Source organism: Streptomyces sp. NPDC060035 (assembly GCF_042736635.1).
Lineage (GTDB): Bacteria > Actinomycetota > Actinomycetes > Streptomycetales > Streptomycetaceae > Streptomyces.
The window spans coordinates 190,325-211,034 of record NZ_JBHWVO010000008.1; the positions used below are offsets into that span (position 1 = coordinate 190,325).

Genomic DNA, 20,710 nt, shown 5'->3' on the forward strand with positions numbered 1-20,710 from the left:
CCTGCCGCGACCACCGCACTCCACGCAACGAGCGTTGCGCATGCTGCAACGTCAGTGGATCTCTGTGACCACCACATCGAGCGCCCACGCCCGTCCCGCCCGCTCCGGAGCCTGCGCTTCGACCACGTAACCGAGGTCCCGCAGCACATCCACCAGCTCCGCCGGACCCTTCGGCCCCGCTCCCGCGAGCAGCAGGTCACGGACCATCCGGCCCTTGGTCGCCTTGTTGAAGTGGCTGACCACCGAGCGCTTCTCCACCCCGTTCACCACCTGGGACTGCAGCACCCGCACGCTCGCCGTGCGCTCCGCCACCTCGCCCGCCGGCTTCCACGCCCCGGTGTACGCCGACGACCGCAGATCCAGCACGAGCCCGTTCCCGGCCACCTCCGGCATGACCGAGGCCATGGGGGTGCGCCAGTACGTGCTGAGCGCGCCCAGGCCCGGAAGCTTCACGCCCATCGAGCAGCGGTACGAAGGAATCCGGTCGCCGATGTGCACCGCGCCCCACAGCCCGGAGAAGACCAGGAGGGACTTCCCCGCCCGCCGCCGGGCCGCCGGGTCCAGGGAGGCCAGGTCCAGGGCGTCGTACAGCACTCCCGTGTAGATCTCCCCGGCCGGCCGGGTCCCGGCCGTGTGCAGCTCCGCGTTCTTCGCGATCTCGCCCCTCAGCCCGTCACTCAGGCCGAGCACCTCACGTGCCTTGTCCTCGTCGGCCATGCACAGCTCGACCAGCTCGTCGAGGATCGCGGCCCGCGCCTGCGAGAGGCCCGGAAGCGACAGGGCCTCCGGCTTCAGGGGTGCTCCGCGCCCCGAGGCGGCTTTTCCCTCGGAAGGCGGCAACAGCACGAGCACGGGTGTCTCCTTCGTACGTGACAGAGGGTCCCCCGGCGGCGTGGGAACCCCTCGGCAAGGGTACGGGCCGGGAGAGCCGAGCCCGCCGTCCGCCCACAGGCCGACCGGGATGCCGACCGCACCGCCCCGGCCTACGCTCGGTGGCATGCCTCGCCGTCAGCTCCATATGACCGGCGCAGCCGACACCCCGCTGCGGGCGGCCCTGCGCGGCCTGCGTGCCGAGCTCGATCTGCCGGCCGACTTCCCGCCCGCCGTTCTCGCCGAGGCGGCCGAGGCGGCGAAGTCCCCGGACCTGTCCGGCCACCAGGACGCCACGGACCTGCCCTTCTTCACCATCGATCCGCCCACCTCCACGGACCTGGACCAGGCGATGCACCTGGAACGGCGCCCGCACGGTTTCCGGGTGCACTACGCCGTCGCCGACGTCGCCGCCTTCGTCAGGCCGGGCTCGGCCCTGGACGCCGAGGCCCACCACCGGGTGACCACCCTCTACTTCCCCGACGGCAAAGTGCCCCTGCATCCCGCCCTGCTCTCCGAGGGAGCGGCCAGCCTCCTCCCCGGAGAGACCCGCCCGGCCGCGCTCTGGCAGATCGACCTCGACTCCGAGGGGCGCCAGGTGGGCCGCGAGGTGCGCCGGGCTCTCGTACGCAGCAGGGCCAAGCTCGACTACGCGGGCGTACAGCGGCAGATCGACACGGGCACCGCGGAGGAGCCGCTCGCCCTGCTCAAGGACATCGGCCTGCTGCGCGAGGAGCAGGAAGTCGCCCGGGGCGGCATCTCGCTCAATGTGCCCGAACAGGAGGTCGTCGAGCGCGACGGCACCTACGGTCTCGACTACCGGGTGCCCCTGCCCGCCGACGGCTGGAACGCCCAGATCTCCCTGCTCACCGGTATGGCGGCCGCCCGGATCATGACGGAGTCGGGCACCGGCATCCTCCGCACGCTGCCGGTCGCCCCCGACGGCGCCGTCGCCCGGCTCAGGCGCTGTGCCCAGGCCCTGCACGTCGACTGGCCGCACCACGTCCCGTACGCCGAGGTCGTCCGCTCGCTCGACCCGCACAAGGGCAACCACGCCGCGTTCCTGCAGGAGTGCACCACCCTCCTGCGCGGCGCCGGCTACACCGTCTTCGAACACGGCGCCCTCCCCACCCCCGCCGTGCACGCCGCCGTCGCCGAGCTCTACACGCACTGCACCGCGCCGCTGCGCCGCCTGGTCGACCGGTACGCCGCCGAGCTGTGCCTCGCGGCGGTCGCCGGCGAGGAGCCGCCCGAGTGGGTGCTCCGGGCGCTGCCCGGCCTGCCGAAGGAGATGGCGGAAGGAACCCGCCGGGCCAACACCGTGGAGCGCGAGTGCGTCGATCTCATCGAAGCAGCGCTGCTCAAGGACCAGGTGGGCTCGGTCTTCGACGGGTACGTGATCGACGTCAAGGACGACGAACCGGCCGTCGGAACCGTCCACATCGAGGACCCGGCGATCGTCGGCCGCATCGAGGGCGCCACCGCTCTCCCGCTGGGTGAGCGGCTGCGGGTCCGGCTCGCGCAGGCGGATCCCGGCTCGTCGAAGGTGCTGTTCGCGCCCGCGTGAGGGCGGCGACCGAGGCGCGCGGGCCATCGGGCGGCTTGTCCCCGTCTCGTACGATCGCGCCTTCGGACACGGACGCCGTACCAAGGAAGGTTTCACGCGTGAGCGACCTCGCCACCGGCCAGGAGATCAGCAGGCCCCGGCAGATCATCGCCGCCGCCCGGGCCCTCCTGGAGAAGGAGGGCCCGGAGGCGCTCACCATGCGCCGGCTGGCCGACCGGGTGGGCTTCACGGCGCCCTCCCTCTACAAGTACTTCCCGGACAAGTCGTCCGTGGTGGCTGCCCTGGCCTGCGAGATGCTCGGGGAGGCGGCCGAGGTGTTGGACGTGGCGGAGCGGGAGGCCCCCGGTTCCTTCTCGGCCCTCGCCGCGGCGTACCGTACCTACGCCCTGGCCCACCCGCACCTCTACCTCCTCACCATGGGCCGCCCCCTGCACCCCGCCACCCTCACCGCCGGGGTGCAGGACGCGGCGGCGGCCCCGCTGTTCCGCGCCGCCGGCGGTGACGAGGACCGGGGCCGGGCGGCCTGGGCCTTCGCCCACGGGATGGTGGTCCTGGAACTCAACGGCCGTTTCCCGCCGGGAACCGATCTCTCGGCGGCCTGGGAGGCCGGTATCGCGGCCTTCACGGTCTGACGGCGAACCGAGCGACCCGCCCCGCCGGGTAGCATGGTCACCACGGCAGACGAGCCGGGCGGACGGCCGCGTGAGGATCTCCGGATCCTCCCGAGGAACGTCCGGGCTCCACAGGGCAGGGTGGTGGCTAACGGCCACCCGGGGTGACTCGCGGGACAGTGCCACAGAAAACAGACCGCCCGGGACCTCGGTCCCGGGTAAGGGTGAAACGGTGGTGTAAGAGACCACCAGCGCCTGAGGTGACTCAGGCGGCTAGGTAAACCCCACCCGGAGCAAGGTCAAGAGGGACCGTCGCAAGTCGGTCCTGCGCGAACGTCCGAGGGCTGCTCGCCCGAGTTCGCGGGTAGACCGCACGAGACCGGCAGCAATGCCGGTCCTAGATGGATGGCCGTCTCCCCGGCCGCCGCGAGGCGACCGGGCGACAGAACCCGGCGTACAGCCCGACTCGTCTGCCGCTTTGCATGTCCGCAGGTCCGCGTCAAGCATGCAGTCCGTGACGAGGAATCGCTGCATGGGACATCCTCCAGCGCTCCGGCCGGCCGGCGTTGCGCTCCAGCCGGCCCGCAGAGTAGCGGGCGAGGCGCTTTCTGCGACTTCGGCCGGCTGACCACCGGGCTGCCGATCCGCTCGCCCACGACCCTCACCCTGAGGGCGAACGCCCACACCGGCCCGGTTGCCCTTCGTCGAGCTCGAACCCACCGACCACCCCCTCGCTGTCGGACAACGGACGGGGGGTCACGCCGGACCGCGTGCCCTCGATCACCGAGGCCGTTGCGGACTGCCGAGGATGGGGCGGCGAACGGAGCCGGCAGACGAACTATTCCTCGCTGGGGGCCTGTGACGGCAAACAGGAGGTCCGGCCCTGCACGTCGTGGACGACCGGTGGGCTGAGCAGCTCTCGGGCGGGGGTGCCGGGGAATGCGGCGGCAGGGGGCGACGGAAAGTGGAACGGCGGTAGATGGTCGGAGACTTGGTCTATACCAACCACCGCTGCCCCAGTATTCTCATCCGTGGCCAGTAGCACACGATCCCCCCACCCAGGTTGCGTGCCGGCGCGGGCGCCCCCACCTGACTCTGCCCCAAGCAGCCGGGTGACTTCCCCATTCGCCGCCTCCAGGAGGTCACGGTGAACGTTCGCACCAGAAGCTCGGCGATCATCGGCGCCATCTGCCTCGTCGCTTCCCTCGCTTTGACCACGGCGTCCGCCGACGAGCCCGCCGCCTCACGTCAGGCAGCGAAGGTCGCGCTCACGAAAGTGGCCACGGCCCAGAATCCAACCGCCGGCACCGCAGGTCCCGCTGGCACGGTCTGGATAGCTGAACGTGCAGGCACTGTCAGGGTCCTGGGCGGAAAGGGGCTCGGCGAGCCCGTCCTCGACATATCCGGCGAGACCACCACCGACGGCGAACGCGGCCTGCTGGGCGTCGCGTTCGACAAGAGGTTCGCGCACTTCTACATCTCGTTCACGAACCTCGAAGGCACCAGCACCGTGGACGAGTTCGCCGTGCGGGGCGGCAAGATCCAGCCGGGCACCCGGCGCACCGTCCTCACCCAGACGCAGCCGTACTCGAACCACAACGGCGGCGACATCAAGTTCGGCCCCGACGGCTACCTCTACATCGCGTTCGGCGACGGCGGCGCGGGCGGCGATCCGCACGGCAACGGGCAGAACCTCGACACGCTGCTCGGCAAGCTGCTGCGGATCGACCCGAGCGGCGGCAAGCCGTACGCGATCCCGCCGGACAACCCGTTCGTCGACGACCCGAACGGCAGGGACGAGATCTGGGCGTACGGGCTGCGTAACCCGTGGAGGTTCTCCTTCGACGCGGGCACGGGCGACCTGCTGATCGGTGACGTCGGCCAGAGCGACTGGGAGGAGATCGACTGGGCCCCGGCCGGCAGCAAGGGCGGTGAGAACTACGGCTGGTCCCAGATGGAGGGCACGCATCCCTTCCGGGGCGGCACGGAGCCCGCGAACCACGTGCCGCCGATCCACGAGTACGACCGCAACGGGCTGGGCTGCTCGGTGGTCGGCGGATACGTCTATCGAGGCAAGGCGATCCCGGGCCTCAAGGGTCAGTACGTGTTCAGCGACTACTGCGACGGCACTGTCCGCGCTCTGCAGATGGAGAACGGCAAGGTGACCGGCGTGAGCGACCTCGGAGTCAACGGCGGCGAGACGGTCTCGTTCGTGCAGGGCTGCAAGGGCGAGCTGTATGTGCTCGGCATAGGTGGCAGCGTCTCCCGCATCGACCCGGCGTAACCACTACTGGCTCCGGAACCCGATCTGCCCCAGTTGTCGCGAGCGGGACGAACGCTCGCGGCGCTCAAAGGGCAGAGCTGCGCCGCGAGGCATTTTGGGGCTGTCCCACCGAGGACGTGGACGCCACCAAGGCCCGCGAAAACCAGGGGTGATGTCCGGCACCGACCTCCGGGCGGTGTCAACGAAGCCTCCAGGATTCCCGTCCTGGGGGCCTTCGTGCATCCGGCACCGTAGGGAGGCAGGCGTCCCCACCACGGCACGACCGGGGCCGACACCGGAGTGCCGGCCAGAAGATCCACCTGTGATCCGCCCGGGTCGGCCCGGTGCCGACGAGGAGGGTCCGAATCAGGGGGTTTGCTCTCCCGTACGTGCTGCGCGCCCGCTCCGCCGACATCACCGGCTCCTGGGGGGAGTTCGTCCTCCACAGCCTCGGCGCCTGTCGTCCGTCCGGCCTGATCCGCGTGCCGCCCGGGAGTTCGCCCGTCGTGCTCCCGTCGGCCCCGGACCCGAAAAGACCGTGTCAGGCCCCGCTGTCCTTGATATAGCTGTGCGTTCACGAGCGAGGGAGCGACCGGATGGCGATGGACGAGTCCGCACAGCAGGCAGGGACCGCGATACGGCTGCGCGCCGCGTCGGCCCGGGATGCCGAGGAGATCACCCGGGTCTTCCTGGACTCGCGGGCCGACGTCCTGCCGTACCTGCCGCGGGTCCACAGCGATGAGGACACGCTCGCCTGGATCACCCACGTCGTGCTGCCGGGGAGCACGGTGTGGGTCGCCGAGGGCGAGGCCGGGGAGGTGCTCGGGTTCGCCTCGCTGGACGCGGACGGGGGCGAGCTCGACCAGCTCTACCTGCGCCCCGACTCCCTGCGCCGCGGCATCGGCTCGCAGCTCCTCGCCCGGCTCAAGGAGGCCTCGGGCGGCGAGCTGAGCCTGTACACGTTCCAGCGCAACACCGCCGCGCGCGCCTTCTACGAGCGGCACGGGTTCACCGCGGTGTCCTACGACGACGGCAGCCGCAACGAGGAGAAGGAGCCGGACGTTCTGTACCGGTGGAGGGCTGCCGCCGCGTAGGTACGGCGACGGCGAGCAGGATCCAGGATCCAGGTGGCGGGAACAGGGGCCGGATCAATCAGGAATCGAGAAGCGCGGGTCATGGAGCCGCACCTAACCTGATCGTTATGGACATCACCATTCACACAAGCTCCCTCCCGCACGACGACCCGGACGCGTCCCTGGCCTTCTACCGGGACGCGCTCGGTTTCGAGGTCCGCAGTGACGTCGGACAGGGAAAGATGCGCTGGATCACGGTCGGCCCCGTCGGCCAGCCCAGCACCTCCATCCTCCTGGCGCCGCCGGCAGCCGACCCCGGGGTCACCGAGGACGAGCGCCGCACCATCGCCGAGATGATGGCCAAGGGCACCTACGGCTGGATCCTGCTCGCCACCCGGGACCTCGACGGCACCTTCGAGAAGCTGCAGGCCGGCGACGCCGAGGTCGTCCAGGAGCCGACCGAGCAGCCGTACGGCATCCGCGACTGTGCCTTCCGTGATCCCGCGGGCAACCTGATCCGCATCCAGGAGCTGCGCTGATCCGTCCGGTCAACGATCCGGCCGTGATGGCCGGCGTCACGACACCCGCGGAGAACCGGCAGCCGGCCATCGCCGTCGAGCACCTCGCCGGCTGCCTCGGCATGCCACCGAGGTGCTCCCGGACCTCGACGAAAAGGAGTCCTCCATGTGTCACCCCTCGTGGGCACGCGCACGCACCGCGGCGCAGCGCCTGAACGACCTCGCCCGACTGCGCCGCGTCCGCGACCGGATCGACCGGGAGTACGCGCAGCCCCTGAACGTCGAGGCGCTCGCCCGCGGCGTGCACATGTCCGCCGGGCACCTCAGCCGCCAGTTCCGGCTGGCGTACGGCGAGGCGCCGTACACGTACCTGATGACGCGGCGCATCGAGCGCGCGACGGCGTTGCTGCGTCGGGGCGACCTCAGCGTCACCGAGGTCTGTTTCGCGGTCGGCTGCTCGTCGCTGGGCACCTTCAGCACCCGCTTCACCGAACTGGTCGGCATGGCGCCCAGTGCCTACCGGCGCGCCGCGACGGGCGCTGCGGCGGGGATGCCGCCGTGTGTGGCGAAACAGGTGACAAGACCGGTCAGGAATCAAGAAGCGCCGACCGCCGAGCCGCAACTAGCGTGATGACTATGACATCCATCGCAGCAGTCACCCTCGACGTGGCCGACCCCACGGCCGCCCGCCACTTCTACACCACCGCCTTCGGTCTGGACACGCAGGTACGCCTGCGGGCCTCGGAAGCACCCACAACCGGATTCCGCGGGTTCACGCTCTCGCTCACGGTGTCCCAGCCGTCCAACGTCAACAGCCTCATCGACGCCGCCCTCGACGCCGGAGCCACCTCGCTGAAGCCTGTCACGAAGTCGATCTGGGGCTACGGCGGAGTCGTGCAGGCCCCGGACGGGACGATCTGGAAGGTCGCGACCTCGGCGAAGAAGGACACCGGTCCTGCCACCCGGCAGATCGACTCGATCGTGCTCCTGCTGGGAGTCGCCGATGTCGTCGCGAGTAAGCGCTTCTACGTCGGCCAGGGCCTTGCCGTGGCGAAGAGCTTCGGCCGCGTGTACGTCGAGTTCGAGGCCGGGTCGAGCCCCGTCAAGCTGGCGCTGTACAGGCGCCGTGCCCTGGCCAAGGACGCCGGTGTCTCTCCCGACGGCACCGGATCGCACCGGCTCATGATCGACGGTGACGCCGGGCCCTTCACCGACCCGGACGGGTTTGCGTGGGAGGCCGCATCGTCGGCACTCACGCCCTGATGTGGCGCTGCTGTCGCCGCCGAACAGATACGTCCGTACGTACCGACCGATGACCGACCGGGTCCGTCCCCTCAAGGAAGGGCTCCGGACGCAATGAGCTGGAGGAATCATGACGGGCGCGCCGCCGCGTGGACGTGAGGAGAGGCTGCGGGACACCCGCGCCAAGCTGGAGAGCGACGTCGATCTCTGGGTCGCGACGTCGGGTTCCCCGGGCGGCGTCCACCTCATCCCGCTCTCGTACCTCTGGGACGGGACCGCGTTCCTCATCTCGACGCCGCGCGCCTCGGTCACCGGCCGCAACCTGCTGGCGGACCGCCGGGTGAGGCTCAGCCTCGGGCCGACCCGCGACGCCGTCGTCGTCGACGGCACCGCCGAGCCGGTGGACGTCGCCGGCCTCGCTCCGAAGACGGGCGACGCGTTCGCGACCAGAACCGGTTTCGACCCGCGCGCGCTCGACGAGCCCTACCAGTACTTCCTGATCCGGCCGCGGCGCATCCAGGCCTGGCGCGAGGCGAACGAGCTGCAGGGACGCGACCTCATGCGCGACGGCCGATGGCTCGGCTGACGGCAGTACGGGAACCCACCCGTGCGACGTGGCGAGCGGTGCGGCCGATCAGCCGTCGGAGGGTGCGCCGTCGTCGTTCAGCTGCGCGTACATGACCATGTCCCGGCGGTGGCCCCCGACCTGCTGCCAGCCCCGCATCAGCCCCTCGCGCCGGTACCCGGCGCTCTCGGCGGTCCGCGCCGAGGCGGTGTTCCACGGCTCGACGAGGAGGTGGACGCGGGGGATACGAAGTTCGTGCAGGGCCCAGGTGGTGACCGTACGGAGCGCCGCGCCGGCCACTCCCTGCCGGCGGGCGCGTCCGCTCATCCAGTACCCGACCGATGCGCGGCCCTCGGCCGCATCCCTGAGCCACAGCCCGATGGAGCCGACCGGCCGCCGGTCCCGGGTGCGGACGATGGCGAACGGATAGCCGGCGCCGGTCTCCGCCCGCTCCCACTGGCGCCGGACGTACGCCTCGGCCTCCGCGTCCGAGTACGGCGAGGGGATCGTGGTGATCAGCGGAATGTAGTCGTCCGCCGCCGCCTCACGCACGAGGGGCAGATCGCTCATCTCCCAGGGGCGCAGGACGAAGTCGGCTCCGGCGGTCAGGCTGGGAACGGTCAGAGGGTGTGCCATGTGCGCCATCCTGTCGCGAAGGCGTTCCGCCGGCCGGGCCCGACTCACCCGGCGGATGTCCGCGCGCCGGGCCGGCCGAGGAAGGCTCCGGCGAGCAGGGCGCCGGCCAGGACGAGTGCCGAGTTGACGAGGACCGCGGCCGAGACGCCGGACAGCACCGCGTCGGGCCCGGTGGCCGTGCCCATCCGCGCGGTGACGACCGCACTCATGACCGGGATGCCCATCGTGATGCCGACCTGCTGCGTCATCGTGGCGAGCCCGGTGGCCAGGCCCTGCTCCTCGTCGGGGAGTCCGGAGGTGGCGGTGACCATGAAGCCCACGATCATCAGCATGTTGCCGACGCCGCCGATGAAGGTCGCGGCCAGCAGGAGCTGGATCCAGCCGCCGGAGGTGCCGAGCGCCACCAGCGAGAGCGTGGCGGCGGCCTGGACGACGCCGCCGAGGACGATCGTGCGCCGGTTGCCGAACCTTCCCACCGCACGGCCACCGAGCATGCCGCCGACGACGGTCCCGACGCCGAGGACACCGAAGGCGAGGCCGGTGGCGAGCGGCGAGTAGCCGAGGACCTCCTGGAGGTAGAGCGTGAGCAGGAAGACCAGGGAGGTCTCGGTCACGAAGGCGATCAGCCCGGTGGCGTTGCCCCAGATGACGCTGCGCCGCTTCAGGATGTGCACCGGGACGAGGGGGGCCGCCGCCCGCTTCTCGACGAACCAGAAGCCGGCGAGGAGCGCCGCGCCCGCGAGCAGTGCGGCCAGGGTCGTCGGTGCCAGCCAGCCGGACTCGCCGGCCTGCGTCAGCCCGTACACCAGGACCAGCAGGCCGCCGGTGACGGTCGCGGCGCCCGGCACGTCGAGCTTGGGGCGTACGGCCGGCCGGGAGTCGGCGATCACGGACGGGGCGAGGGCCACGACGAGTGCGGCGACGGGGACGTTGATGAAGAAGGCCCAGCGCCAGGAGAGCAGATCGGTCAGCAGCCCGCCGAGGATCGCCCCGGCGGTGAAACCGGCCGACATCAGGGCGCCGTTGAGGCCGAGGGCGCGTTCGCGCAGGGGCCCCTCCTTGAACGCCGTGGTGAGCAGGGCGAGCCCGGCCGGGGTGACGGCCGCGGTGGCCAGGCCCTGCAGTACCCGTGCGATGAGCAGCATCTCGGGGGAGGTGGCGAGTCCGCCGAGTACGGAGGACAGGCCGAGGGCGACCATGCCGCCGACGAACAGGCGCTTACGGCCGACGAGATCGGCGATGCGGCCGAACAGCAGCGTGAATCCGGCGGCTGCCAGTGCGAAGGAGGTGGCGATCCACTGGAGGTGGGAGAGGGAGAAGCCGAGTCCCTCGCCGACGGCGGGCAGGGCGACGTTCAGGATCGAGAAGTCCACGGCGATCATGAACTGTGCGCCGAGGAGAAGCACGAGGACGAGCTTCTGCCGTCCGGTCATGCGGAGAAGGGGAGGGGCCGGGGGCGTTGGGGCGGTGAGGGGTGCCGTGCGGGACGTGGACATGGGGAGCCCTTTCCTGAAGGCGGATGACCTAACGGGCCTGTGGTTCCGTTAGAGTGAGGTCACCGTAGCAGGGCAAGGGCTATTAATGGAACTGGAGACCCGTTATGGATGCTGAGGGAGTGGAGCCGGGCATGGTCCGGCCCGGTGGGCGCACCGCCCGGGTGCGGGAATCGGTCCTGCGGGCGGCCGGTGACGCGCTGGTCGAGCAGGGGTTCGACCGGCTCGACCTCGCCGATGTCGCACGCCGTGCCGAGGTCGGCAAGACGACGGTCTACCGGCGCTGGGCCGGCACGGCCGGTCTGGTCGCCGATCTGCTCACGGACATGGCGGAGCAGTCCGTCCCTCGTACGGACACGGGTTCTCTGGACGAGGACCTCAGGGCCAACGCCAGGCTGGTGGTACGGACCCTGACCGACCCGCGCCAGGGTGCGCTCTTCGCCGCCGTGATCGCGGCGTCCACCTGCGACGCCCGCACGGCCGAGGCGCTGCACCGCTTCTACGCGGTGCGCATCGCGGAGTGGTCGGGCTGCGTCGACGCGGCGGTCGAGCGGGGTGAACTGCCCGCCGGAACCGACGCGGGCGAGGTGATCCGGGCCGTCTCGGCGCCCCTCTACTACCGGCTGCTGGCCAGCGGCGACCCCCTCGACGAGGCCGCCGCAGACCGCGCGGCCGAGGCGGCGGCGGTGGCGGCGCGGGCGGGTGTGTACGTGAGCTGACGGTGGACCCGTGCAGGTGAGCACGGAGGGCCGTGCGGTGAGCTGCCGCAGGATCAGCGCAGGTGAGCTGACGGAGCGGCCGTGGCGGCAGGCCGCTTGACTTCTCGTGCACTCCAACTCGTAGCTTCGGCGGTCATGCAGACAGAATCGGATGGGCGGAGAAGGGCACCGGGCCGCAGCGGGATCGAGGTCGGTGCGCTCGGCTTCGGGTGCTGGGCCATCGGCGGCGAGTGGTCGGCGCCCGACGGCAGCCCGCTCGGCTGGGGCAAGGTCGACGACGACGAGTCGGTGGCCGCGATCCGCCGGGCACTCGACCTCGGGGTGACCTTCTTCGACACCGCGGACGTGTACGGGGCCGGGCACAGCGAACGCGTGCTGGGCAGGGCGCTCGCGGGCAGGCGGGACGAGGCCGTGATCGCCACCAAGTGGGGCAACCTCTTCGACGAGCGGACCCGCACGATGGACGGGGCCGACAGGTCTCCGGCGTACGCCCGTGAGGCGCTCATCGCCTCGCTGCGCAGGCTGGGGACCGACCGGGTCGACCTCTATCAACTGCATCTCGGCGACACCCCGCTGACCCTGGCGGCGGAACTGCGCGACGCCTGCGAGGAGTTCGTGGCCGAGGGGCTGATCCGGGCCTACGCGTGGAGCACCGACGACCCGGAGCGCGCCGCGCTGTTCGCCGAAGGTGCGCACTGCGCGGCCGTCCAGCACGCCTGCAATGTGCTGGAGGACGCTCCCGAGATGCTGAGCCTCAGCGAGGAGCGGGGTCTGATCAGCATCATCCGGAGCCCGCTGGCGATGGGCCTCCTGGCCGGCACTCGCGAGCCGGGCCGACGTGCGGCCACGGGAGACATCCGGTCCACGCCGCCCGCCTGGCTGAGCTGGTTCGAGGCGGGCGGCGTGCCGGCGGAGCACTGGACGACACGGGTCGAGGCCATCCGCGAGGTGCTGACCGCCGACGGCCGCACCCTCGCCCAGGGGGCCCTCGGCTGGCTGTGGGCGCGCAGCGGGCGGACCGTGCCGATCCCCGGCTTCCGGACGGTCGCCCAGGCCGAGGAGAACGCGGGAGCCCTCGCCCACGGCCCGCTGCGACCCGAGCAGCTCAAGGAGGTCGCCGGCCTGCTCGCGTGAGAACGGGTGGGGAGGGGTGCGGCCGGTCAGCCGATACGGGTCCCCGTGCCGCTCACCCTGATCCGGGAGTCGTCCGGGCGCAGTTCCACGGTGAGTGTGCCGGGGCGGCCCATGTCCGCGCCCTGGTGGAGGGTGAGGACGGCGTTGTCCGGGACGAGGCCGAGCTCCCGGGCGTACGCGCCGAACGCGGCCGCCGCCGCACCCGTCGCCGGGTCCTCGATCACACCGCCGACCGGGAACGGGTCGCGGACATGGAAGACGGTCGCCGACTCGCGTCTGACCAGCTGGAGGGTGGTCAGGTCCAGGCGGCGCATCAGCGCCTCCAGCCGGGCGAAGTCGTAGTCCAGGTCGGCCAGTCGCTCACGGGTCGCGGCGGCCAGTACCAGGTGGCGGGCGCCCGCGTAGGCGATGCGGGGCGGCAGTGCCGGGTCGAGGTCGGCGGCCGGCCAGTCCAGCGCCGCCAGGGCCTCCGCCAGGTCGTCCGGTCCGATGTCCGAGACGTGCGGCTCGACACTGGTGAGGGTCGCGCGGTACTCGTCGCCCTCCCGGGTGACGGTGACCGGGACCGTGCCCGCGGCGGTGGCGAAGGTCAGGTCGCCGGGGCCGTCGCGTTCGGCGAGGGCTATCGCCGTCGCGACCGTCGCATGGCCGCAGAACGGGACTTCGGCCTTGGGGCTGAAATAGCGGATCGTGTACCCGCCCCGGCCGTCCTGTGCGGTGAGGAACGCCGACTCGCTGTAGCCCAGTTCAGCTGCGACGGCGAGCATCGCCGCGTCGTCGAGACCGGATGCGTCCAGCACGACACCGGCGGGATTGCCCCCCTCCGGATCGGCGGAGAAGGCGGTGTAGCGGAGCACCTCGGTGCTGGGAAGTGGGCTCATGCCACACGTCAACTGAACGGCGGCCAAGAGCATTCCCGGGGGGTGGCACGGGGCCCTGACTCCCCGGACCACCCCCCTGGCCGATCCGCGGACCCCCCGGGCCGCGGCGGCCGTTCACTGCGGTCAGTGGCAGACCTTGACGCCGTTGCTCGTCCTCGTCCAGGAGCAGGAGTCCTGGAGCGTACCGCTGGGCTTGTACAGCCGGGCCTTGTCGCCGGTGTTGTTCCAGACGTACGAACCGCGGTTCCAGTACACGTGGGACCCGGCGTTCCTGCCCTTGCCCGTGTGGACCCGGACCGTCCTGCCCGCGGCGACCGTGTAGCTGCCGAAGGTGTACGTGTAACCGGTGTTGTCCTTGAGCCGGTAGCCCTTGAGCTGGAGCTTCGACGTGCCGTTGTTGTGGATGTCCACGAACTCGGCGTTCAGCGACGTGGTCGTCCGGGTGTCCTTGCCGGGGCTGTCGTACTGGATCTTGCCGAGGTGCAACCCGCCCTGATGGGAGGCCGCCGAGGCCGGGGCCGTGGCGAGGAGCGAGCCGGCCAGAACGGTGGCGGCGGCCAGGGCGAGAGGCGCGGCGGTGCGTATGCGCATGCTGTGTGTTCCTTCTGTGTGCTTCTAGTGAAGGTCAGCAGCATACGGGCAGCACGCGCTTGCCGGGCGTCGACGGTGGAAATCAGCAAACTCGGTCATTTTGCGACGGGTTCGGGCATGACGGCACGGGCCGTGCGGGTGCCGAGGTGTCAGCCCCGGCCCACGTACGGCATCGCCGTCGCCATGACCGTCGCGAACTGCACATTCGCCTCCAGCGGCAGCTCCGCCATGTGCAGGACCGTCCGCGCCACGTCCGCCGCCGCCATCACCGGTTCGACGGACAGTTCGCCGCTGGCCTGGAGGATTCCCGTCTGCATCCGCTCCGTCATATCGGTCGCCGCGTTGCCGATATCGATCTGCCCGCAGGCGATCCGGTACGGACGCCCGTCCAGTGACAGCGACTTCGTCAGACCTGTCATGGCGTGCTTCGTCGCGGTGTACGCGATCGAGTGCGGGCGGGGGGTGTGCGCGGAGATGGAGCCGTTGTTGATGATCCGGCCGCCCTGCGGGTCCTGCTCCTTCATCAGGCGGTACGCCGCCTGCGCGCACAGGAACGCCCCCGTCAGGTTGACGTCCACCACCGTCCGCCAGTCCTCGTAGGCGATGTCCTCGACCGGCACCGAACGCGGTCCGAACGTCCCCGCGTTGTTGAAGAGCAGATCGAGGCGGCCGAAGCGCTCCCGGGCGAGCGAGAAGAGTGCCGTCACCCCGTCCGGATCCGTCACATCGGTGGGCAGGCACAGCGTGTCGCCCGGACCGGCTGCGGCAGCGGCGGTCTCCTTGAGGGTCTCCTCCCGCCGCCCCGCCAGGATCACCGTCCAGCCCGCGCCCGTGAGAGTGCGGGCGACGGCCCGTCCGATGCCCGATCCCGCACCCGTGACGACAGCGATTCTCTGCTCAGCGTTCATGGCCCGGCAGCGTACGGGAGGTTTGGCGGCGCTGGGCACGCGGTGCTCATCGCACCGCCATAAGGATGTTGTGTACCCGCCAACGGCAGGTCGTCGCCCCACATTCCAATGCCTCTGACAGCATCCAGCAGGGGAGGGGCATATGACAGCCGCACGGATCAGCAGTACGCCCGGTCAGCAGGGGCATTCCGCCGAGCTCCGCATCGCCGCGCAGCGGCTCGGGTCCGGCGTGGACCGCCGCAGGTTCCTCACCGTCACCGGCGCCGCCGCCGCGCTGGCCTTCGCCGTCAACCTGCCCGCCGCAGGCGCCGCGAGCGCCGCCGAGCTCGACGCCCGGAAGATCACCGAGGACCCCTTCACCCTCGGCGTCGCCTCGGGCGACCCGCTGCCCGGCTCCGTCCTCCTGTGGACGAGACTCGCGCCCCGCCCCTACGAGGCCGACGGCGGACTGCCCGCCACCCGCGTACAGGTCCGCTGGGAGATCGCCCGCGACGAGCGCTTCACCCGGGCCGTCCGGCGCGGATCCGTCACTGCCCATCCGGAGTACGGTCACAGCGTCCGCGTGGACGTCGACGGCCTCGACCCGGACCGGACCTTCTACTACCGCTTCCGCGCCGGCAACTGGATCAGCCCCGCCGGCCGGACCCGCACGGCGCCCGCCCGCGGTGCCCGCAACAGCTCGCTGACCCTGGCCGCCGTCTCCTGCCAGGCCTACCACGACGGGTACTTCACCGCCTACAAGCACCTCGCCGCCGAGGACGTCGACGTGGTCTTCCACCTCGGCGACTACCTCTACGAGTACGCGGTCACCGCCACCGGCGGCGCCCGCAACTACACCGACCGCGTCCTCCCGGCCCACTACAACCGGGAGACGGTCACGCTGGAGGACTACCGCATGCGGTACGGCCTCTACAAGTCCGACCCCGATCTGCGCGCCGCCCACGCGGCGCACCCCTTCGTCGTCACCTGGGACGACCACGAGACCGAGAACAACTACGCCGGCGACATCCCCGAGAACAGCGTCCCGCCGGAGGAGTTCCTGCTGCGCAGGGCCGCCGCCTACCGCGCCTACTGGGAGAACCAGCCGCTGCGCACCCCGCAGCGCCCCACCGGCCCCGACATGCGGCTCTACCGCCGCCTGCAGTTCGGCCGGCTCGCCCAGTTCGACATCCTCGACACCCGCCAGTACCGCAGCAACCAGGCGTACGGAGACGGCTGGAAGGTCCCCGGACCGGAGTCCGAGGACCCGTCGCGCACCATGACGGGAGCCACCCAGGAGCGCTGGCTGCTCGACGGCTGGAAGAACTCGCACGCCCGCTGGAACGTCGTACCCCAGCAGGTCACCTTCGCCCAGCGGCGTGACGTGCCCACGGACGCCTTCAAGCTGTCCATGGACTCGTGGGACGGCTACCCGGCCTCCCGGCAGCGGCTCATGGACGGGGCGGACGCCGCCGGGGTCGACAACCTGATGGTGCTGACCGGGGACGTCCACGTCGGCTACGGCTTCGACCTGAAGAAGGACTTCGACGACCCGGCGTCCCGGACCGTCGGCACGGAGATCGTGGCAACCTCGATCGCCAGCGGCAAGGACGGCGCCGAGAAGCCGGCCAACTGGACCAACCTGACCCAGGCCAACCCGCACATGAAGTTCTACAACGGCCGCCGCGGCTACGCCCTCGTCACCCTCGGCACGGAGCAGGCGCGCGCCGACTTCCGTACGGTGTCGGCCGTCACCACGCCCGGTGCGCCCGTGAGTACGGCCGCGTCCTTCGTGACCGAGGCAGGGAACCCGGGGCTCACCCCCGCGTGACCCGGCCCCGCGCCGGCCGGAACAGTCAGGCGCGGTCGTCCGCCGGATAGCGGACGCCGATGCGGTCACGCACCGCGTCGAGCGTCCGCATCACCGCGAGCGAGCCGTCCAGCGGTACCAGCGGGGACTCCGTCTCGCCCGCACGCAGCGCACGCGTCACCTCGGCGGCCTCGTACTGCATACCCGAAAGGCCCTGCGGTCCGGGGCCCGTGGTGATGTCCTCGGGCTCGCGGCCGGAGCGGTGCAGGACGAAGCGCTCCGGGTGGAAGAAGCCGTGCGGGAAGTCGATCCGCCCGGCCGTACCGGTGACCGACGCGGTGGTGGGCAGGTTCCCCACGATCGAACAGCTCAGCAGCGCCGTGGCACCCGAGTCCCAGCCCAGCAGCATCCCGGTGTTGAGGTCGACGCCCTCCGGGGACAGCAGCGCGTCCGCCTGCACCCGGTCCGGCTCGCCCAGCAGCAGGTGCGCGAACGACACCGGATAGACCCCGAGGTCCAGCAGCGCGCCGCCGCCCAGCGCGGGATCCCGCAGCCGGTGCTCGGCGCCGAAGGTGCCCGCGAAGCCGAAGTCGGCCTGTACCGTGCGGATCTCACCGATGGCGCCGTCCTGCACCAGTTCGGTCATCCGGCGGATGACCGGGTTGCAGTAGGTCCACATGGCTTCCATCAGGAAGAGCCCGCGCTGCCGGGCCAGGGTCACGAGCTCCTGCGCCTCGCGCTCGTTGAGCGTGAAGGCCTTCTCGCACAGCACGTGCTTCCCGGCCTCCAGCGCGAGTCCGGCAGCCTCCCGGTGCGCGGAGTGCGGAGTGGCCACGTACACGACGTCGATGTCGTCGTCGGCGACGAGCTCCGCCCAGCTGCCGTACGCCCGCCCGATCCCGAACCGCTCGGCGAACGCCTTCGCGGAGGCATCCGTACGGGAGGCGACCGCCACGACCTCGGCGCCGGAGTCCTTCATCGCCAGCAGATCCGCGGTGAACGTCGCGGCTATGCCGCCCGTCGCCAGTACACCCCAACGCACAGTCCTGCTCATGCCCGCCCGCCCTCACGCAAAAAGGTTTCGACCACTACAGCTGAGCTGAGAGCATAGATGTGGATTCAACGAAGCGGAGACGAGGATGCCGGACAGCGGCGTGAGCCGGGCCCAGCAGGAACACCAACAACAGTACGAGCGCCACGAGCAGCGAGAGCGGCATATCCAGCCAGTACGGCAGGAACAGATACCGGCAGCTCCAGGTCCCTCCGCCACCAACGCCGCACGGCGGGCCGGACTCCTGGTCACCCTGGTCCTCGGCGGGCTGACCGCGCTGCCGCCGCTCTCCATGGACATGTACCTCCCGGCGCTGCCCGCGGTCACCGACGCGCTGCACGCCCCGGCCGCGACCGTCCAGCTCACGCTGACCGCGTGCCTCACCGGCATGGCGCTCGGCCAGCTCGTCGTCGGACCGATGAGCGACCGGTGGGGACGGCGCAAGCCGCTGCTCCTCGGCATGATCATCTACGTGGTCGCCACCGCGATCTGCGCCTTCGCCCCTTCCGCGGAACTCCTCATCGGCTTCCGCCTGCTGCAGGGACTGGCGGGCGCGGCAGGCATAGTGATCTCCAGGGCCGTGGTGCGCGACCTCTTCGACGGCATGGAGATGGCCCGGTTCTTCTCCACCCTGATGCTGATCTCCGGCGTCGCTCCCGTCATCGCGCCCGTGATCGGCGGACAGGTGCTGCGGTTCACCGACTGGCGCGGCATCTTCGCCGTGCTCACCGTCGTCGGCGTGCTGCTCACCCTGATCGTGTGGAAATGGCTGCACGAGACGCTGCCCGAGAAGGAACGGCACACCGGCGGCATCGGTGACGCGCTGCGCACCATGCGCGGACTGCTGGCGGACCGGGTGTTCACCGGTTACATGATCGCGGGCAGTCTCGCGTTCGCCGCGCTCTTCGCCTACGTGAGCGCGTCCCCGTTCGTCGTGCAGGAGATATACGGAGCTTCGCCGCAGACCTTCAGCCTGCTCTTCGGCATCAACTCGATCGGGCTGATCACCGTCGGCCAGATCAACGGCAAGGTGCTGGTCGGCCGGATCAGCCTGGACAAGGCACTCGGCTTCGGCCTCGCCGTCATCTCCCTCGCGGCGGTCGCCCTGCTGCTGATGACCTCCGGGGTCTTCGGCGACGTGGGCCTGCTGCCGGTCGCCACCGGGCTCTTCGTCCTGATGTCGGCCATGGGCCTGGCGATGCCCAACACCAACGCCCAGGCCCTGATGCGCACGAAGCACGCGGCGGGGTCCGCGTCCGCGCTGCTGGGTACGTCGGCGTTCCTCATCGGTGCCATTGCCTCGCCCCTGGTCGGGATCGCGGGCGAGCACACGGCCGTACCCATGGCCGTGGTGCAGGTCGTGTGCGCCCTCTCCGCGATGGCGTGCTTCCTGGGGCTGTGCAGGCCGTGGCAGAACAGGGGCGGACAGCAGGATCAGCCGACGCGCGGATAGCCGAGCAGGTGCAGCCGGTCCTTCCGGTCCGTCCAGCGGAACAGGCCGGTCCCGGACGTCTCCATCTCCGGCAGCCGCACATTCAGTGGCAGTGGCTCGGTGCCCCAGGTCGTGAAGCTCATCGTGACCGGGGCGCCGCCGCCCTCCAGGGCGTCGGCGGCGTCGCGTGCGTCCGTCGCGCCGAACGCGCTACCCGCGTCCGTCACCGAGGCGAGCGTCAGCTGCGCCGACCCGTCGTCCTCCTCGAAGCAGACCCCCTTCGCGGCCTCCAGGTCGAAGGCCAGGTTCCCCGCCACCAGATAGCGGCCCGAAGGCGAGACGACGGCCTGCGGAAAGCGCCCGGGCTCGATGGCCGGCCTGTGGCACTCCACCGAGACCACCGCCTTACCGCTCACCGCGTCGTGCACCGTCCACAGCTCATGCGTCGCGGCACGCTTCGCACCCTTGGCGAGCTGCCACTTCGCCAGGATCCGGTCCGAGACCACCGACGTCGGTACGCCGGAGAGCGCGTCGGCGCCCTTGGGCGCGACCTTCCGGCTGAACCAGCCGCCCCGCACCCAGAATTCGCGCACCCCGCTCAGCAGCAACCCCTTCGCCGTCTGCCCGCGTACCTCGGTGAGCTGCTTGCAGGCCGCGCAGCCCTTCGGGTACGTCACCGCGGCGGCGGCGACCTCCGAGACCCGACCGGTCACCGGATCGACGGCCGCGCTGTTCGCCCGGCCGTCGCTGATCAGGATGTCGGGGCCGGTCGCCGTGACCGTCGGCGCGCCGCTCCACGGCACCTCGACGCGCCGGCGCTCGCCGTCCGCGGCGTCGTACACATCCAGCGAGACGAAGGCGTCGGCCGGGGACAGCCCGTCACCGACCTTCCCGTACGACCAGGTCACGAAGAACTGCCGGTCGTCCTTGGCGACGGTGAGCAGCTTCGGGAAGTGCAGCGGGTCCGGCGGCCGCCATGCCTCGCCGCTCCAGCCGTCGCGGCCCGTCTGCGTGTCGACGGTCCGCAGCCGGTAGCGGTTGTCGGAGGCCTTCACCAGATAGGCGAGCCGGCCCGTCGTGTGCGAGAGGGCGTAATCGGGCCCCACGCCCATGATCTCCCAGCCGCGGGCCGTCGTGTAGGCCGGCGGAACGGTCAACTGCGTTGCCGGGCCCGCGCTCTTCTTCGCCGGCTTCTTCGGCTCGTCGTCCTTCTTGTCGCTGCCGCCGTCTCCGCCGCAGGTCGCCAGCAGGAGCAGCAGCGCCAGGAAGAGCACCCCGCCGACCAGAGCCAGGCGCACGATCTTCTGCCTCATGGTCCCCCCGATGAAAAATCCCCCTGCCGGTCCCGAATGATCTGACCCAGATCC

20 protein-coding genes and 1 other RNA gene are annotated in these 20,710 nt (G+C 71.1%); 13 read left to right on the forward strand and 8 right to left on the reverse strand.

Going from position 1 to position 20,710, the window contains the following annotated elements; all coding sequences use genetic code 11:
- Positions 1 to 51: 51 nt before the first annotated feature.
- Positions 52 to 852: a peroxide stress protein YaaA gene (yaaA, locus tag ACFWBQ_RS15570; protein WP_385488220.1), complete on the reverse strand. Its 801-nt coding sequence runs from the start codon at positions 850 to 852 to the stop codon at positions 52 to 54.
- Between the two features lie 166 nt (positions 853 to 1,018).
- Here yaaA and ACFWBQ_RS15575 point away from each other — a divergent pair, with 166 nt between their 5' ends.
- The 9 genes from ACFWBQ_RS15575 (at position 1,019) to ACFWBQ_RS15615 (ending at position 8,730) form a co-directional block, all read left to right on the forward strand.
- Complete coding sequence (locus ACFWBQ_RS15575) at positions 1,019 to 2,437, forward strand: RNB domain-containing ribonuclease (RefSeq protein WP_385488571.1); 1,419 nt, start codon at positions 1,019 to 1,021, stop codon at positions 2,435 to 2,437.
- A gap of 98 nt (positions 2,438 to 2,535) precedes the next feature.
- Positions 2,536 to 3,069, forward strand: coding sequence for a TetR/AcrR family transcriptional regulator (locus tag ACFWBQ_RS15580; protein ID WP_385488223.1), 534 nt, complete (start codon positions 2,536 to 2,538; stop codon positions 3,067 to 3,069).
- 50 nt (positions 3,070 to 3,119) lie between these two features.
- Positions 3,120 to 3,521, forward strand: an RNA gene (gene rnpB / locus ACFWBQ_RS15585) — RNase P RNA component class A.
- 674 nt (positions 3,522 to 4,195) lie between these two features.
- Positions 4,196 to 5,332, forward strand: coding sequence for a PQQ-dependent sugar dehydrogenase (locus ACFWBQ_RS15590; RefSeq protein WP_385488226.1), 1,137 nt, complete (start codon positions 4,196 to 4,198; stop codon positions 5,330 to 5,332).
- A gap of 575 nt (positions 5,333 to 5,907) precedes the next feature.
- Positions 5,908 to 6,405: a GNAT family N-acetyltransferase gene (locus ACFWBQ_RS15595; RefSeq protein WP_385488229.1), complete on the forward strand. Its 498-nt coding sequence runs from the start codon at positions 5,908 to 5,910 to the stop codon at positions 6,403 to 6,405.
- A gap of 107 nt (positions 6,406 to 6,512) precedes the next feature.
- Positions 6,513 to 6,923: a VOC family protein gene (locus ACFWBQ_RS15600; protein ID WP_385488232.1), complete on the forward strand. Its 411-nt coding sequence runs from the start codon at positions 6,513 to 6,515 to the stop codon at positions 6,921 to 6,923.
- A gap of 145 nt (positions 6,924 to 7,068) precedes the next feature.
- Positions 7,069 to 7,533 carry a helix-turn-helix transcriptional regulator gene (locus tag ACFWBQ_RS15605; RefSeq protein WP_385488234.1) on the forward strand — a complete coding sequence of 155 codons (465 nt, stop codon included), beginning with the start codon at positions 7,069 to 7,071 and terminating at the stop codon, positions 7,531 to 7,533.
- 5 nt (positions 7,534 to 7,538) lie between these two features.
- Complete coding sequence (locus ACFWBQ_RS15610; protein WP_385488237.1) at positions 7,539 to 8,165, forward strand: glyoxalase; 627 nt, start codon at positions 7,539 to 7,541, stop codon at positions 8,163 to 8,165.
- Positions 8,166 to 8,274: 109 nt separating this feature from the next.
- Positions 8,275 to 8,730, forward strand: coding sequence for a pyridoxamine 5'-phosphate oxidase family protein (locus tag ACFWBQ_RS15615; protein WP_385488240.1), 456 nt, complete (start codon positions 8,275 to 8,277; stop codon positions 8,728 to 8,730).
- A 48-nt stretch (positions 8,731 to 8,778) separates the two neighbouring features.
- Here ACFWBQ_RS15615 and ACFWBQ_RS15620 read toward each other — a convergent pair whose 3' ends face one another.
- Together ACFWBQ_RS15620 and ACFWBQ_RS15625 are read right to left on the reverse strand one after the other, a co-directional pair.
- The gene (locus ACFWBQ_RS15620; RefSeq protein WP_385488243.1) at positions 8,779 to 9,345 is read right to left on the reverse strand and encodes a GNAT family N-acetyltransferase; all 567 of its coding nucleotides are present in this window, start codon (positions 9,343 to 9,345) and stop codon (positions 8,779 to 8,781) included.
- Positions 9,346 to 9,389: 44 nt separating this feature from the next.
- Entirely contained in the window at positions 9,390 to 10,841 is a 1,452-nt protein-coding gene (locus ACFWBQ_RS15625) for an MFS transporter (protein WP_385488246.1), read from the reverse strand.
- Positions 10,842 to 10,945: 104 nt separating this feature from the next.
- Here ACFWBQ_RS15625 and ACFWBQ_RS15630 point away from each other — a divergent pair, with 104 nt between their 5' ends.
- Together ACFWBQ_RS15630 and ACFWBQ_RS15635 are read left to right on the forward strand one after the other, a co-directional pair.
- Positions 10,946 to 11,557 (forward strand): TetR/AcrR family transcriptional regulator, encoded by a 612-nt coding sequence (locus ACFWBQ_RS15630; RefSeq protein WP_385488249.1) that lies wholly within the window; start codon positions 10,946 to 10,948, stop codon positions 11,555 to 11,557.
- A 135-nt stretch (positions 11,558 to 11,692) separates the two neighbouring features.
- Complete coding sequence (locus ACFWBQ_RS15635) at positions 11,693 to 12,691, forward strand: aldo/keto reductase (RefSeq protein WP_385488252.1); 999 nt, start codon at positions 11,693 to 11,695, stop codon at positions 12,689 to 12,691.
- 26 nt (positions 12,692 to 12,717) lie between these two features.
- Here the strand turns inward: ACFWBQ_RS15635 and ACFWBQ_RS15640 are convergent, their stop codons facing one another.
- From ACFWBQ_RS15640 to ACFWBQ_RS15650, 3 genes are all read right to left on the reverse strand, one after another.
- Positions 12,718 to 13,572: a PhzF family phenazine biosynthesis protein gene (locus ACFWBQ_RS15640; RefSeq protein ID WP_385488255.1), complete on the reverse strand. Its 855-nt coding sequence runs from the start codon at positions 13,570 to 13,572 to the stop codon at positions 12,718 to 12,720.
- 123 nt (positions 13,573 to 13,695) lie between these two features.
- Positions 13,696 to 14,163: a lamin tail domain-containing protein gene (locus ACFWBQ_RS15645; RefSeq protein ID WP_385488258.1), complete on the reverse strand. Its 468-nt coding sequence runs from the start codon at positions 14,161 to 14,163 to the stop codon at positions 13,696 to 13,698.
- A 149-nt stretch (positions 14,164 to 14,312) separates the two neighbouring features.
- Positions 14,313 to 15,071 carry an SDR family oxidoreductase gene (locus ACFWBQ_RS15650; protein WP_385488261.1) on the reverse strand — a complete coding sequence of 253 codons (759 nt, stop codon included), beginning with the start codon at positions 15,069 to 15,071 and terminating at the stop codon, positions 14,313 to 14,315.
- Between the two features lie 142 nt (positions 15,072 to 15,213).
- On the opposite strand from ACFWBQ_RS15650, the gene ACFWBQ_RS15655 reads away from it, so the two are divergent.
- Positions 15,214 to 16,881 carry an alkaline phosphatase D family protein gene (locus ACFWBQ_RS15655; RefSeq protein WP_385488264.1) on the forward strand — a complete coding sequence of 556 codons (1,668 nt, stop codon included), beginning with the start codon at positions 15,214 to 15,216 and terminating at the stop codon, positions 16,879 to 16,881.
- A gap of 25 nt (positions 16,882 to 16,906) precedes the next feature.
- Here the strand turns inward: ACFWBQ_RS15655 and ACFWBQ_RS15660 are convergent, their stop codons facing one another.
- Complete coding sequence (locus tag ACFWBQ_RS15660) at positions 16,907 to 17,914, reverse strand: Gfo/Idh/MocA family protein (protein WP_385488267.1); 1,008 nt, start codon at positions 17,912 to 17,914, stop codon at positions 16,907 to 16,909.
- Between the two features lie 85 nt (positions 17,915 to 17,999).
- Here ACFWBQ_RS15660 and ACFWBQ_RS15665 point away from each other — a divergent pair, with 85 nt between their 5' ends.
- Entirely contained in the window at positions 18,000 to 19,364 is a 1,365-nt protein-coding gene (locus ACFWBQ_RS15665; RefSeq protein WP_385488270.1) for a multidrug effflux MFS transporter, read from the forward strand.
- Here ACFWBQ_RS15665 and ACFWBQ_RS15670 read toward each other — a convergent pair.
- Positions 19,346 to 20,656 (reverse strand): hypothetical protein, encoded by a 1,311-nt coding sequence (locus ACFWBQ_RS15670; RefSeq protein ID WP_385488273.1) that lies wholly within the window; start codon positions 20,654 to 20,656, stop codon positions 19,346 to 19,348. The genes ACFWBQ_RS15665 and ACFWBQ_RS15670 overlap by 19 nt on opposite strands.
- Between the last annotated feature and the right edge of the window lie 54 nt (positions 20,657 to 20,710).